This window comes from Candidatus Methylospira mobilis (genome assembly GCF_009498235.1).
GTDB classification, from domain to species: domain Bacteria; phylum Pseudomonadota; class Gammaproteobacteria; order Methylococcales; family Methylococcaceae; genus Methylospira; species Methylospira mobilis.
Genome location: NZ_CP044205.1, coordinates 819,119 through 834,483, shown reverse-complemented (window position 1 = coordinate 834,483; position 15,365 = coordinate 819,119). Strand labels below are relative to the sequence as shown.

Annotated in this window: 11 protein-coding genes and 1 tRNA gene; 9 read left to right on the top strand and 3 right to left on the bottom strand. The window is 54.8% G+C overall.

Annotated features, from left to right (window positions below; translation table 11 throughout):
- The first annotated feature begins 4 nt into the window (after positions 1-4).
- From F6R98_RS03485 to F6R98_RS03475, 3 genes are all read left to right on the top strand, one after another.
- On the top strand, positions 5-2,026 hold the full coding sequence (locus tag F6R98_RS03485; RefSeq protein WP_153247786.1) for a UvrD-helicase domain-containing protein: 2,022 nt from the start codon (positions 5-7) through the stop codon (positions 2,024-2,026).
- A gap of 23 nt (positions 2,027-2,049) precedes the next feature.
- A tRNA-Arg gene (locus F6R98_RS03480) sits at positions 2,050-2,126 on the top strand.
- Positions 2,127-2,287: 161 nt separating this feature from the next.
- Positions 2,288-4,420 carry a bifunctional diguanylate cyclase/phosphodiesterase gene (locus F6R98_RS03475; protein ID WP_153247785.1) on the top strand — a complete coding sequence of 711 codons (2,133 nt, stop codon included), beginning with the start codon at positions 2,288-2,290 and terminating at the stop codon, positions 4,418-4,420.
- Here F6R98_RS03475 and F6R98_RS03470 read toward each other — a convergent pair.
- Positions 4,377-4,700 carry a DMT family transporter gene (locus tag F6R98_RS03470; RefSeq protein WP_153247784.1) on the bottom strand — a complete coding sequence of 108 codons (324 nt, stop codon included), beginning with the start codon at positions 4,698-4,700 and terminating at the stop codon, positions 4,377-4,379. The two genes, F6R98_RS03475 and F6R98_RS03470, sit on opposite strands and share 44 nt — an antisense overlap.
- Positions 4,701-5,006: 306 nt before the next feature.
- Here F6R98_RS03470 and hflD point away from each other — a divergent pair, with 306 nt between their 5' ends.
- Entirely contained in the window at positions 5,007-5,618 is a 612-nt protein-coding gene (hflD, locus tag F6R98_RS03465) for a high frequency lysogenization protein HflD (protein WP_194270115.1), read from the top strand.
- A gap of 4 nt (positions 5,619-5,622) precedes the next feature.
- On the opposite strand, the gene malQ is transcribed toward hflD, so the two are convergent.
- Positions 5,623-7,107, bottom strand: coding sequence for a 4-alpha-glucanotransferase (gene malQ, locus F6R98_RS03460; protein WP_153247782.1), 1,485 nt, complete (start codon positions 7,105-7,107; stop codon positions 5,623-5,625).
- Between the two features lie 20 nt (positions 7,108-7,127).
- A complete protein-coding gene (glgC, locus tag F6R98_RS03455) occupies positions 7,128-8,399 on the bottom strand; it encodes a glucose-1-phosphate adenylyltransferase (RefSeq protein ID WP_153247781.1) in 1,272 nt (423 codons plus the stop codon).
- A 102-nt stretch (positions 8,400-8,501) separates the two neighbouring features.
- Here glgC and glgB point away from each other — a divergent pair, with 102 nt between their 5' ends.
- The 5 genes from glgB to F6R98_RS03430 all read left to right on the top strand — a co-directional run bounded on the left by glgB (position 8,502) and on the right by F6R98_RS03430 (position 15,198).
- Positions 8,502-10,730, top strand: coding sequence for a 1,4-alpha-glucan branching protein GlgB (gene glgB / locus F6R98_RS03450; RefSeq protein ID WP_228125069.1), 2,229 nt, complete (start codon positions 8,502-8,504; stop codon positions 10,728-10,730).
- Positions 10,731-10,777: 47 nt separating this feature from the next.
- Positions 10,778-12,265 carry a glycogen synthase GlgA gene (glgA, locus tag F6R98_RS03445; protein WP_153247780.1) on the top strand — a complete coding sequence of 496 codons (1,488 nt, stop codon included), beginning with the start codon at positions 10,778-10,780 and terminating at the stop codon, positions 12,263-12,265.
- On the top strand, positions 12,265-13,023 hold the full coding sequence (cmoA, locus tag F6R98_RS03440; protein WP_153247779.1) for a carboxy-S-adenosyl-L-methionine synthase CmoA: 759 nt from the start codon (positions 12,265-12,267) through the stop codon (positions 13,021-13,023). The genes glgA and cmoA overlap by 1 nt, the downstream gene beginning before the upstream one ends.
- 148 nt (positions 13,024-13,171) lie before the next feature.
- The gene (gene ppk2 / locus F6R98_RS03435) at positions 13,172-14,071 is read left to right on the top strand and encodes a polyphosphate kinase 2 (protein ID WP_153247778.1); all 900 of its coding nucleotides are present in this window, start codon (positions 13,172-13,174) and stop codon (positions 14,069-14,071) included.
- Between the two features lie 80 nt (positions 14,072-14,151).
- Entirely contained in the window at positions 14,152-15,198 is a 1,047-nt protein-coding gene (locus F6R98_RS03430) for a hypothetical protein (RefSeq protein WP_153247777.1), read from the top strand.
- The last annotated feature ends 167 nt before the right edge of the window (positions 15,199-15,365 follow it).

Here is a 15,365-nt window from a genome sequence, read left to right as displayed (position 1 = left end):
ACCTGTGTCTCTTCCAGCCAACCTCAACCCTCAACAACTGTCGGCAATCAAAACCATAGACGCACCGTTATTGGTCATCGCCGGGGCGGGTAGCGGTAAAACGCGTCTGATTACCGAAAAAATCGCTTATTTGATCAGGCAAGGCACCGCTGCGCGCCATATTTGCGCGGTGACCTTTACCAACAAGGCGGCGCGGGAAATGAAAACCCGCGTCAGCCAAATCATCAGCGGCAAGGAAACCCGCGGCCTGCGTATCTCGACCTTTCACGCGCTCGGTCTCGAAATCGTGCGCAGAGAGCATAAGGCCCTGCGCTACAAGCCGAATATTTCGCTGTTCGACGAACAGGATAAAATCAGCCTGCTGAAAGAACTGATACTGCATGGCAATGCGCTTTACGATATGGAAAGCGCCGGCCTGTATTCTTCGCTGATCAGCGAATGGAAAAATCTCGGCCTGCTGCCGGAACAAGCGTTGCGCATAGCCGAAGTCCGTACCGAGCTTTATCCTGCGGCACTGATTTACGCGGATTACGCCAGACAGATCAAGGCTTACAATGCGATGGATTTCGACGATCTGATTCTGCAGCCGGTCACATTGTTTCAACACGATAGCGACAGCCTGACCGCCTGGCGCAATCGCATTCATTATCTGCTGGTCGATGAATATCAGGATACCAACATCACCCAGTACCGGATGCTCAAACAATTGAGCGGGACGCTGGGACGATTTACCGTGGTCGGCGACGACGATCAATCCGTTTATTCATGGCGCGGCGCACGGCCTGAAAACATCAACCAACTGCAGGCCGATTACCCGCGCCTGCAGGTGGTGAAACTGGAGCAGAACTACCGCTCCAGCGGCCGCATACTGAAAGTGGCCAACCAGCTGATAGCCAATAATCCGCATATATACGAGAAAAAACTGTGGAGCGCGCACGGTTACGGCAATCCCCTGCGCGTGTTGAAGGCCAAAGACGACCAGATGGAGGCGCGGCAAGTCGTTTCCGACATGGTTCATCATAAATTCCGCAACAATAGCCGTTTTAACGAATACGCGCTGCTGTACCGCGGCAACCATCAGTCGCGCCTGTTCGAACGCGCGTTGCGCGAACATAATGTTCCGTATTTCATCAGCGGCGGCACGTCGTTTTTTTCCCATGTCGAAGTCAAGGATGTACTCGCCTACCTGCGTTTGATCGTCAACCCGGAAGATGATATCGCCTTTTTGCGTATCGCCAACACCCCGCGCCGCGAGCTTGGCCCGACCACGCTGGAAAAGCTGGGCGCTTATGCCGGACAGCGCCGCGTCAGCCTGCATGCCGCCTGTTCCGAACTGGGTTTGGAACAGGCGCTGCCGGACGCCGCGATACAGCGGCTGCGTTTTTTTACCCGGCAAATAGATAAAGCCGGAACGGAAATGCGGCGCGAGAACAACCCCGCGCTGCTCGAACAGCTGCTGGAAGACATCAATTACGAAAGCTGGCTCCGGGACAACAGCAGCAGCGATCAGCAAGCCGACCGCCGCATGGGCAATATCAGAGAACTAATAGCCTGGCTGAAGCGCATCAGCGAAGATGAACGGCAGGAACCAAAAACCCTGGATGAAACACTGGCCAAAATCATGCTGTTCGACATTCTGGACCGCCAGGAAGAAGACAATGTCGGGGACCGCGTCAGCCTGATGACGCTGCACGCGGCCAAGGGACTGGAATTTCCTTATGTCTATCTGGTTGGCATGGAGGAAATGCTGTTGCCGCATCGCAGCAGCATCGAAGAAAACAGCATCGAAGAGGAGCGTCGCCTCGCCTACGTCGGCATTACGCGCGCGATGAAAGATCTGACGTTCAGCTATTGCTCGCACCGCTCGCGCTATGGCGAAACGGTGCGATGCGAACCCAGCCGCTTTCTGGATGAGCTGCCGGCGGACGACTTGGAGTGGACGGATCGCACCGCCCTGTCCCCCGAAGAAAAAAAAGAACGCGGACAAGCGTCGCTCGCCAATTTACGCAATTTGTTAAGTGAGTAGAAAACCGTTAGAATTAGCCTCATGCGCCCGTAGCTCAGTAGGATAGAGTATTGGTTTCCGAAACCAAGGGTCACAGGTTCGAATCCTGTCGGGCGCGCCAGATTCCGCATCGGCCCTATGCTGTATGGGCAAAAAGATAATTCAATTCCTCTTTTCAGATAAAGCCATTCGCTTTGGACAACACGCTTGCTCTGTTAACTTCTCAACCCACTGATAAGGCTGGCTGTTTTGCGTCAAGTTCTCTCTGGAGAGAATTTCGGCATGATGCAAAACAATAGGGCAGGCATCGGATTATGGGAAAGAAACCTGATCGACGGCACGCTGGTCTGGTCGAACAGCGCATCAAACCTGGTCAAGCTTCCCAATAATAAAGCCTTCCCGGCCAAGCATCACGCGAAATGGGAGGATTTCCTGGCCCTGATTCACCCCGAAGACCGCCAATATCTGGAAAACATCAGCCGGGCCCATATCAAATCCGGCTCCAGGTTCGAAGCGAAATGCAGAGTGCATGTCGTGGACGATACCTTCCGGTTGATGCGCGTTGCCGCGCAACTGGAACGGGATGGCAACGGGGCGCCGGTATACATACGCGGAATAATCGAAAACGTAGCCGAATCAGGGCATGACCAACGCGAACCGCAACTGGTAAACAGCGTTTTTGCCCATATCAAGGAAGGCATACTGGTCACCGACGGCAAGGGAATAATCCTCGACGCATCCCCGGCATTCACCCGTTTAACCGGTTACTCAAGAGAAGAAGTCCTGGGTAAAACCCCTCGCTTGCTGCAATCCGGCAGATATAACGACGAGTTCTACGAGCATCTCTGGAAAACATTGCTCGAACAGGGGGCCTGGAGCGGGGAAATAGTGGACTGCAAAAAGGACGGCAGCATTTTTCAGGCATGGCTGAGCATTTCCGCTGTGGACCATAAGGCAGGAAAAACAACCCGTTATGTCGCTATTTTTTCCGATGTCAGTCCTCTGAAGCAGCAAACCGACAAACTGGAGCAGTTAGCCTACTATGATCCGCTGACGCAGATCCCCAATCGCTTGCTGCTGGCCGACCGCATGCATCAGGCCGTTGCCCAGACGCGCAGGCAAAACTGCCTGTTGGCCGTCGGCTACCTGGACCTTGATGCATTTAAACCCATAAATGATCAGTACGGCCATGAAATGGGCGACCGTTTGCTGATTGAAGTCTCGCAGCGCATCAGCAAAGCGATACGCGAAGTCGACACCGTGGCCCGGCTCGGCGGCGATGAATTCGCGTTCCTGCTGCTGGGCCTGGAGAACATCGACCAGTGCGCGTCAACCCTGCAGCGCATGCTGGACTGCATAGCCCGCCCCTTCTCTCTGAATGAAAACACCGTGGAGGTATCTGCAAGCATAGGCGCTACTTTATTTCCGGAGGACGATGCCGACGCCGATACCTTGTTGCGTCATGCCGATCAGGCCATGTATCAGGCCAAACAAAGCGGCAAGAATCGTTTTCAAATTTACGATTCCGAACTGGAATTGAACAGGCGCACTCATGGCGAGGTGCTCAACCGCATCCAGTATGCGTTGGAAAACGGTGAACTGGTGCTTTATTACCAGCCGATAATCAGCCTGCAAACATCCGAGTTTGCCAGCGTCGAGGCGCTGCTGCGCTGGCAGCATCCGGATTGCGGCCTGGTATTGCCCTCTGACTTTCTGCCGTTGCTGCAAAACCAGACCCTGGCGCAAACGGTAGACAGATGGGTCATGGAAAAAGCCATGCAGCAACTGATCGACTGGGCCGGACAGGGTCTGAACATAGCAGTCAGCGTCAACTTGAGCGTCCATACGTTACAGAGCGAGGATTTCATCGGTTTTTTCTCATCCCTGCTTCAGCGTTATCCCACAGTAAAACCGGAACGTTATCAGCTGGAAATCCTCGGAACGACGGCCTTGCCGCTGGAAGATATCGATTTTATTTCCCGCACCATGCGGGAATGCGTGAAACTGGGCGTCAGTTTCGCTCTGGACGACTTTGGCACCGGTTACTCGTCTCTGACCTATCTGAAACACCTCCCCGCGCAGATAATCAAGATTGACCGGTCATTCGTGTGCGATATGCTCAAGGAAGAAGAAAGTCTGGCCATAGTCAAAAGCGTGATCGGACTGGCGCACGCCTTCCGCAGGCAAACTGTTGCGGAAGGCGTGGAAACGCTGGCGCTCGGCGCTCAATTATTGCAGTTGGGCTGCGATCAGGCGCAAGGCAACGGCATTTCCGAAGCGCTGCCTGCGGCAAAACTTCCCGATTGGATAAAAAACTGGAAGGCGCCGAACGAGTGGGTCGGGCCGGTTGAGGCAGGACATAACGCACCACTCAATGTCCGCCGCTCAAATGTAAACCGATCACGCCAAAAATAATAAACCCCAGACTGATCAATTTCAGCATGCTGATTGCTTCGTGAAAATAAACGATACCGATAACTGCTATGATTGCAGTTCCCGAACCGGCCCAAACAGCGTAAGACAATCCCAGTTCCAGTTCCTTCAAAGCCCAGACCAGCGCTGAAAAAGAGGCGGCATAGAATACGAAAATAAGTACCGAAGGCAGCACGCGGGTAAATCCATCGGAAAACTTCATTGAAGTCGTACCCGCAACCTCCAGAACTATGGCTAATATCAGAAAAAACCAGCTGTTCATTTGTAATACACCCTCACTAACAAAACCATGGCGGTTCAAGTCCTTAAATTAAATGTAGCGGCATAAAGGGTAGCGGGATAAACTGACAGGAAAGACAGCGCTGCCATAGTTATCAATAATTTTTCGTAACCATTCGGCTACCGGGTCCGGCTCGAGGTTAAGGCTGTCGAGACGCCACGTCTCATTGGAGAGTCGAAGCCTTCCTCCCTGCCACGGACGGTCTCGCCGGCCTCACCCTATTCCTTTTCAATGCGTCATGCTCACGGTCGCGAATGGTTACAAATTATCCTGCATCCGGAAAAAATTATGAGTAAAAGCTTATCCGATCAAACCATTTCGCTTGCAGGATTGCTGCAAGCGGCGAGCCTTGCGCACAAACTGGCTCAACATGGCACCGCGGACGAATCGGAGCTGGAAACCACGCTAGCCAGTGTGTTGAAAATCAATGCGGACACGGTCGAGGAGGTTTACGGCGGCAGCGGCAACCTTGCCGGCGCTTTCCGGCTGCTGACCAGCCAACTCGACAGGGCGCCTTCAGTCAGCCCTGAACTGGCGCGTTACGTCGCCACGCTCCATGTTCTGTCCGGAAAACTGATGGACAACCCGGCGATGAGCAGCCAAGTCAGAACGGGCATAGACCAGGCAACGGCGTTGACGGCGCATTACGGCGTCCTGCACGAAAGCGTCATTGAAAAATTGGCAACCCTGTATCAGGAAACCATCAGCCGGCTCAGTCCGAAAATTATGGTTCGCGGCGAACCCGCTTTTCTGACCGCCAATGCATCACGGATACGCGCCGTGCTGCTGGCCGGAATCAGATCCGCCGTACTGTGGAGGCAATGCGGCGGAAGCGAGTGGAAATTACTGTTCCAAAGAAAAAAAATCAGGGAAGAAGCGTTGCGCCTGGCAAGACGGTAAAGCGCTAACCGGCGCGAACGCCGGAAGCAATCGCCTGTTGCAGCCATTCAGCCTGCTCATCCCGTAACTGACGCCACTGAAAACGCCAACTCCAGTTCTCAGGCGTAGAGGTTCCCGGCGTATTCATGCGATACCCCACGCCCAGCTCCAATATATCCTGCATCGGCACTATCGCCAGCTGCGCGCGCGAAGCCATCGCACAGGCCATTAAAGCACGCGGCATCGCTAAATCGGGATAACCGCAGGCGTCAAGCACGCGGCATTGCTGCTCTTCACTCAACATCGTAAACCAGGACAAGGTTGTGTCGTTATCGTGCGTGCCGCTATAAACAACGCAATTTTCAACATGGTTTTCGGGGTACGCAGGATTATCCGGACTGCCGTCAAAACCGAACTGCAAAATCGCCATGCCCGGCAAATTAAATTCGGTTCGCAACGCTTCCACCTCGGGTGTAATAAATCCGAGGTTCTCGGCAATCAGCGATAGCTGGTTTTCAGGGAAAACATCAAAAAAACGTTCCAACAACGCATGCCCTGGCGCTTTGACCCAACGCCCGACAACCGCTGTCGGCTGATCGGACGGTATTTCCCAGTAAGCTTCGAAGCCGCGAAAATGATCGATACGGATACCGTCGAACAAACGCTGCAGCGTTTTCATGCGATCCAGCCACCAGCGAAAATTATCCGCTTCCATGCACTCCCAACGGTACAGCGGATTACCCCAGCGTTGGCCGGTTATCGAGAAATAATCGGGGGGTACGCCGGCTATATGGTTCGGATGCCCTTCCGCATCGAGATCGAAATAATGGCGCTCTACCCATACATCGGCGCTGTCGAGCGCGACGAATATCGGCATATCGCCAAGCAGGGCCACTCCCTTCCCGTTGGCATATTTGCGTAACCGCTCCCACTGAAGGAAGAAAACAAACTGTTCGAAACAGACGCGATCGATTGCCCGCGCGTAGCGCGCGCGCGCGGCGGCCAGGGCCGATTCATCGCGGTCACGCAGCGGCTGCGGCCAATGTATCCATGCCTGTTCGCCATGCGCCTCGCGCAATGCGACATACAGCGCATAATCCGGCAGCCAATAGGCATTGGCGAGTATAAAGCTCTCGTACTCCGCTGTATCGCCACGTTTAAGAAAACCCTTGTACGCCTGCTGCAGGCTTGACTTATGCCATTCACTTAACGACCCTTTTTTATTTAGTAGCGCCGATTCAGGCAACCATCCGGCAGCCGCCAATTCCTGCAAACTGATAAGGCGCGTTTCGCCCGCATGCGCGGACATGCTCTGATAGGGAGATCCGTCAAGATGAGTGGGCGTTACCGGCAGCGTTTGCCAGACCGAAGCGCCGCATTTCGCCAGAAAGTCTACAAAGGCGCGCGCGTCGGCTCCCAAATCGCCGCACGCCTGCGTTCCGGGCAGAGAAGTAATGTGCAAAAGCACCCCTGCCCGGCGTCGCGCCAGCAAACCTGACAATTTTGTCATTGTGTCACCTTATGTTAGGGTTAACGCGAGTAATGTATACGTTGTCCCAACTGATCGGGCGTAACCAGCACGACGCCGCCCGGGCTGACATAAAAGCGTTTTTTATCATCTTCGATATTTTCTCCGATTATCGTATTCGCAGGGATCGTGCAGCCCTTGTCTATCACCGCCTTGCTGATACGACAATGGCGGCCGATATTCACCTCGGGCAGTATTACCGAGTCCTGAACCAGGGCATACGAATTCACGCGGACATTGGAGAATAATAGCGAATGCCTTACTTCGGCTCCTGAAATCAGGCATCCGCCGGAAATCATCGAGTCGACCGCGCGGCCGCGGCGGTCATCGTCGTCGAAAATAAACTTCGCTGGCGGAGTTTGCGCCTGATAAGTCCATATCGGCCAGTCCTTGTCGTACAAATTCAATTCGGGGTTGATGCCGATCAACTCCATGTTCGCCGACCAATAAGCATCGACGGTTCCGACATCGCGCCAATAAGCCTGGACTCCGCTTTGCACGTCGCGGAACGGATAGGCGAAGGCGCGGTATTTTTTTATGACTTCCGGGATAATATCGTGTCCGAAATCATTGGTGGACGTTGAAGTATCGGCATCCTTGATCAACTGCTCGAAAAGAAACGAGGTATTGAAAATATATATGCCCATGGACGCCAGCGCGTGATCCGGACGGCCCGGCATCGCGGGTGGATTTGCCGGCTTTTCGATAAACTCCTTCACTCTTTTGTCGGCATCGACCTGCATCACGCCGAAAGCGCTCGCCTCCGCCACGGGCACCTCCATGCATCCGATGGTAAGATCGGCCTGCATCTCGGCGTGATACGCCAGCATCAAACCGTAATCCATTTTGTAAACGTGATCGCCCGCCAGAATAAGCACATATTCAGGATCGCGCTGCCTGAAGATATCCAGATTCTGGTAAACCGCATCGGCGGTCCCGGAATACCAGCTTTCTCTTACACGTTGCTGTGCAGGCAATATATCTACGTATTCTCCCAGTTCCGCGCGCAGAAACCCCCATCCCTGCTGGATATGCCGTATCAACGAATCCGACTTGTATTGGGTTAGAACGCCAATCTGGCGTATCCCTGAATTGACGCAATTGGAGAGAGGAAAGTCGATGATTCTGAACTTGCCGCCGAATGGGACCGCCGGTTTGGCTCGCCATTCGGTCAGTTTTTGCAACCGGGTGCCGCGCCCCCCCGCCAGTATCAAAGCCAGGGTCTGCCTGGTCAGTCTGCTAACGAAACGGGACGCATACACAGATTCAGACATACACTCTCCTTACTGTTTAGGGACACACAAGCCGGACTCACATGTTAATATGATCCGGACTCAGTTTCTACCATGTCCATTCTACTACCATAGGAAAACTAAGTGAACCTGACAAATTCGACACCGGAGCTTCTGGCCGCACGTCCGTCCACACTGGACGACGAGCTGCAGCGCGTCATCGAAGCGCGTCATCATGACCCTTTCTCCGTGCTGGGGAAACACCCTGACAAATCAGGCCAATACGTCATCAGGGCGCTGCTGCCGCATGCCGGCTCCGCGCGCGTCGAACACAACCTGGAAATGAAACGGGTAGGCGAAACTGCGCTATTTATCTGCGAGCTCGACGCCAAAACAGCGGAAAAACTGCCCCTGCATTATACGATACACTGGCGCGGCCAGGACGGTCAGGAACACGCGCGGATTGATGCATATACTTTCGCTCCGCAACTTGCAGGTTTCGATATACATCTGTTTTCCGAAGGCAGACACTGGCACATCTACCGTGTGCTGGGCGCACATCCGCGCCGGATCGATGATGTGGACGGCTTTCTTTTTGCCGTTTGGGCGCCCAGCGCGGAACGCGTCAGCGTCGTCGGCGACTTCAATCACTGGGACGGACGCAGCCATCCGATGCGCGCTCATGGCGGCAGCGGCGTATGGGAGTTGTTTATTCCCGGCATCGAGCCCGATTCGCTGTATAAGTTTGAAATTCGCAATCGCGACAGCGGCGCGCTGCATATCAAATCCGACCCCTACGCCACCGCCTTCGAGTGCCGCCCGCAAACCGCCAGCATTACCGCCTCCGACAGCGGCTTCCAGTGGACCGACGCGGACTGGATGTCGACGCGCATCGATTTCGATTGGCAGAGCAAACCGGTTTCCATCTACGAAGTCCACCTGGGCTCCTGGCGTCAGTCCAAAAGCGGCGCGTTTCTCAACTACCGGGAACTGGCCCAGCAGCTCGTTTACCATGCCAAGGAAATGGGGTTTACCCATATAGAGCTGCTGCCGATAGCCGAACATCCGCTGGATGCGTCCTGGGGCTACCAAATCACCGGTTATTTCGCCGCCACCAGGCGTTACGGCAGCGCGGACGATTTCCGCTATTTTGTCGACTACTGCCACTCCCAGGATATAGGCGTCATCCTGGACTGGGTGCCGGCCCACTTCCCGAAGGATGCGCACGGTCTGGCGCGCTTCGACGGCAGCGCGCTCTACGAACACGCCGATCCCCGCCGCGGCGAACACCGCGACTGGGGAACGCTCATTTTCAATTACGGGCGTAACGAAGTCCGGAATTTTTTAATCAGCAATGCCCTGTACTGGATGGAAGAATTCCATATCGACGGCTTAAGGGTCGATGCCGTCGCATCCATGCTTTATCTCGACTACTCGCGCGACGAAGGCGACTGGATACCCAACAAGTTCGGCGGCAACGAAAATCTGGAAGCCATCGCGTTCATGCGCGAAATGAACACCATGACGCATCAGCTGCACCCCGGCACGTTGATGATAGCCGAAGAATCGACCGCCTGGCCGCAGGTCACCCGTCCGTCCTGGACCGGAGGCCTCGGATTTTCCATTAAATGGAATATGGGCTGGATGCACGATATTCTTTCATATCTGTCCAAGGATCCCATACATCGTCATTATCATCATGACCAGTTGACCTTCGGTGTGCTGTACGCATTCACCGAAAATTTCATACTGCCGTTCTCGCATGACGAAGTGGTGCATGGCAAAGGCTCGATGCTGCGCAAATCCCCCGGCGATGAATGGCGCCAGTTCGCGAATCTGCGCTTGCTCTACGCGATGATGTTTACCTACCCAGGCAAGAAACTGCTGTTCATGGGCAACGAATTTGCCCAGAGCGATGAATGGAATCACGCCAAAATGCTGGACTGGCACCTGCTCAACTATCCGCTGCATCAGGGCGTCAAGCAGCTGGTTTCCGACCTGAACGGACTTTACGGCGAACTGCCGGCATTGCACGGCTGGGATTTCGATGCGCGCGGTTTCGAGTGGATAGACTGCCACGACAGCAGCCAGTCGGTACTCAGCTATATCCGCCGCTATAAAAACGAACACGCGTTGGTCGTACTGAATTTTACGCCGATACCGCGCCGCAACTATCGTATAGGAGTGCCTCACGCAGGCACTTATGTGGAAATATTCAACTCCGATTCGCGCTATTATGGCGGCAGCGATGTCGGAAACGCCTATTTGACTACCGAAAACCATGCCTGGATGGGGCGGCCCTATTCGCTAAACATGAATTTACCGCCACTTGGTGGCATAATTCTGGTTTTGGATACGCCGGATCACTCTTAAAATATGATATGGGGCGGCTCTTTGGTTTAAAACTATCCGTATAGTCAATGAAGCGTATACTTTTCGTAAGCAGCGAGGTTTATCCCTACATCAAAACAGGCGGCCTCGCGGATGTGTCCGGCAGTCTTCCTGCCGCATTGCAGGGGCTGGGACACGACGTACATATCCTGATGCCGGGTTATAAGGATATCGTCGACCAGATCCGCGCCTCGGCAAGGCATCGCAGTATCCGCATCGGCGCATCGGTGGAAATAGTCGAGACCGAATATCCGGGGACGCAGATAACGGTCTGGCTGGTCACGCACGGGCAATACTTCGACCGCCACGGCAACCCCTATATGAACCCGGAAGGAATGCCGTGGTTCGATAACGCCGACCGCTTCGGGTTTTTCTGCCGTATTGCCGTCGAACTGGGAATGAACCGCCTCGGATTCAAATGGAGACCGGACATCATTCATTGCAACGATTGGCAAACCGGCCTGGTCCCGGCACTGCTCGAAGAAGAGCCGCTACGGCCCGCTACGGTTTTCACCGTCCACAACCTGGCTTATCAGGGACTGTTTCCTCCCGAAGCGTTCCAGCGGCTGAACCTTCCGGCACGTCTCTGGTCCATGCACGCGCTCGAATTTCATGGTCAGCTGTCTTTCATCAAAGGCGGACTGGTTTATGCCGACCGCATCACCACGGTCAGCCCGCGCTATGCCCAGGAAATACAGGGAAACGAACATGGCTGCGGATTGAGCGGAGTGCTGACTGCCCGAGCGGGCCGTCTCAATGGTATTTTGAACGGCATAGACGAACACGATTGGGACCCGGCAACCGACAGCCGGATTCCTCATCACTACAGCGCCGATGATCTGAGCGGGAAAGCGCTCAACAAACAGATACTGCAACAGCGTCTCAACCTCGCTGAGGAACCCGGGCGGGCGCTATTGGCGCTGGTAGGCCGCCTGGTTTTACAGAAAGGCATAGACGTGCTCATCAATGCGCTACCCGAACTGATGAAGCTGCCGATTCAGCTGGTGGTGCTGGGCAGCGGCGACAAATCCTTCGGAATGGCGCTCGAAGGCTGGAGCAGGCTAAATCCGGAGCAGATCGCGGTACAGCTCGACTATGACGAAGACCTGTCGCACCTGATTGAAGCCGGGGCCGATATTTTTCTGATGCCGTCGCGCTTCGAACCGTGCGGGCTCAACCAGATGTACAGCCAGCACTACGGCACCCCCCCCATAGTCCGGAATGTCGGAGGTCTTGCCGATACGGTGACCGATACCACCCCGGAAACGTTGCGCACCAAACAAGCCACCGGTTTCATATTCGAAGAAGCCAATGCCAACGATTTTCTGCGCGCGGTAAAGTATGCGATTGAGCTTTACGCACAGCCCGAGCTATGGCTATCCCTGCAAAAAACCGGAATGACCAGGGATTTCTCCTGGCACAATAATGCCGTCGCTTATCTAAACGTTTATGATCTGGCGTTGCAGGATCATGCCTCTCCGCTAAACACCAGCCCTCGCCTCGCCGAGTTCAGCTAATGCCGGAGCGGAACGACGACAGGCTCCGTCATGAACAGCATGAGCGCGACAGCCTGTTCGCAACCCCCGCGCTCGGCGACTTCCGTTTCGATGTCGAAACCGCACGCGTATTCGACGACATGATCAATCGCTCGGTGCCGCTGTATCCGGAGATCCAGCGCATGATCGGAGAAATCGCCGCGGATTTCGCCCAGCCCGGCACCCGCCTGTTCGACCTGGGCTGTGCGACCGGCGCCACGTTGACGCTGCTGGATCAGGAAATAGACAATAGCGTACGCTTTATCGGCATAGACAACTCCGACGATATGCTGGACAAGGCGCGTCGAAATTTTTCCGCGCTTGACTCGGCGCGGACAATCGAATGGATCAATGCCGACCTGCACCAAAATGTCCCGATCGAATCCGCCTCGGTCGTCATCATGAACCTCACACTGCAATTCATACGTCCGCTGTACCGCCAACGGCTGATGCGCGCCATTGTAGAAGGCATGAACGACCAGGGCTGTTTGATACTGATCGAAAAACTGACGCTCAGCGACAGTCTGTTCAACCGGCTGTTTATCCGTTACTACTACAACATGAAAAAACGCCGGGGCTATTCGGAAGTGGAAATCGCCCACAAGCGCGAAGCGCTGGAAAACGTGCTGATTCCCTACCGCCCGGAAGAAAATCGCGAACTGCTGGCGCAGGCCGGGTTCAATCATATCGAAGAATTTTTTCGCTGGTATAACTTTTGCGGCATCATAGCCGTTAAATAAGGATGCGCCGCGCCTGCACCCGGCATTAGCGGAACACGCCTGCCTGCGCCAAATCGGCGTACTTTACGCGGACATTAGTCCGTACTGATGAAAGCTCATGATGCCCCCCGAAATCCGATGGGTTTTCCTGAAATAATAGTGAGCACATATGAAAAACAAGAACAATGAGTTGCCTGCATCGACAGAGAAGCCCGGTGAAGTTATCACTGATGCAAAGGAAACAACCGCAGTCGAACAATATTGGCATTCGGCGGAACGCGCCAAACTACGCAAACCGCCCAAAGATTATAAATACGTCGAAGAAATCGCCCATCTCCAGTTCGAGCTGATCAAGCTTCAGGAGTCGGTGCGCCTGCAGGGTCTCAAAGTAGTGGTCATCTTCGAAGGGCGCGACGCGGCCGGCAAAGGCGGCGTGATCAAGCGCATCACCGAAAGCCTGAACCCCCGTATCTGCCGCATTGCCGCTTTGTCCACGCCGACCGAAAAAGAGCGCGGACAATGGTATTTCCAGCGCTATGTCGCGCAACTGCCGGCACGCGGCGAGATCGTGCTGTTCGATCGCAGCTGGTATAACCGCGCCGGAGTGGAGCATGTCATGGGCTTCTGCACGGACGAGGAATACGACGAATTCCTGCGCTCCGCGCCGATTTTCGAAGAAATGCTGATACGCTCAGGTATTTACCTGATCAAATACTGGTTCTCGGTCAGCGACGATGTGCAGGAAAAACGCTTTCAGGAACGCATGCGCAGCCCGATCAAACGCTGGAAACTGAGCTCCATGGATATCGAGTCGAGACGCTACTGGGTCGAGTATTCGAAGGCGAAAGACGATATGTTCGCCAAAACCGATACCAAATTCTCGCCCTGGTACGTGGTGAACGCCGACGACAAAAAGAAGGCGCGCCTGAATTGCATCTCCCATCTGCTGCAACAGATTCCCTATACCGATCTGACCCCGGTCGAAATAGAGCTGCCGCCGCGCCAATCCGACACCGGCTACAAGCGACCGAAAATATCGAAGCAGAACTTTGTTCCGGAAGTGTATTAATGCGGCGCACGCCATCATTGCGATTAAAGTTTCCAGGGTAATGGCCGCTACCTGAAAGAAATAATTCGAGGGTGGCGGCTATGATTATCACCAGCGCTTCTTTATCCATGCAGGCCAGTTACGAGCATTCGGTGCAAACCAGCGTGAGCGAGTCCGCACAGGCATCGGGAGGATCAGGCGTCGCCGTCGCGGTTTCAGGCGCAGCGCTTTCCGCGCAAAACAGCGGGGTGGTGGTGGAAATTTCCGCAGCCGGACGTCAACAGGCGCTGACACAAACCTCGGCTGCCGCCGCCACTGCGAACGCCGGTGCCGCCGACGATAACGACAGCGGCCTGGCGGGCAATCCGCGCCTGCTGGCGATCAAGCAGTTGCTCGAAGAAATGACCGGAAAGAAAATCAACCTGTTCGACCCCGGTCAGTTGCAGCACGGTCACCGCATGTTGGTCTCGAAGCAGCAGATTACCTACAGTCAAACTCAAACCACCACCGAAACGCAACAGACCACACTGCAAACCAGCGGCGAAATCAAAACTGCCGACGGTAAGGATATCAAGATCAGCCAGAGTCTGGCGATGCGGAGTCAGACTTCGGTTTCGAGTACATCCCAGGTGCAGATCAGCACCTTGAGTCTGAATACGACCGACCCGCTGATGATCAATTACAACGGTAACGGCGTACAGTTGAGCGATCGGAAAATGGCCTTCGATCTGAAAGGCAACGGCGGTACGGAACAGATCAGCGTTCCTCAGGCAGGTTCCGGGTTTCTGGTGCTCGATAAAAACAACGACGGCAAGATCACCAGCGGCAGCCAGTTGTTCGGACCCGCCACCGGCAACGGTTTCGCCGAACTGGCGCAGTACGATGTCAGCCACAAAGGCTGGATTGACGCCAGCGACCCGGCTTACAATCAGTTGAAAGTCTGGACGCCGGACGGCAACGGCGGCGGCACGCTGCAGAGTCTGGCTACGCTTGGCATAGGCGCGATTTCATTGCAGTCGGCTGCCACACCGTTCGATATCAAAGGCGCTTCCGGGCAGACCCTGGGCAGCGTTTCCGCCAGCGGTATCGCGCTGAACGAAAACGGCACGGTAGACAATATTCAGGATGTCAATCTGGTGACTTCGTAAGGTTCTCTGTGTTTTCGCCGGGCTCGGCTTCAGCATGCAGGAACAGCATCACCAATAAGCAGCGCGCACCCCGTTGCGCACACCCTTGACCACCAACAGCTTTTCGATCTCGCGCCCGGTCAGGTGTTTTCGCTCGTCGTTCATTTTGTCTCATGTTGGAGAGTGAA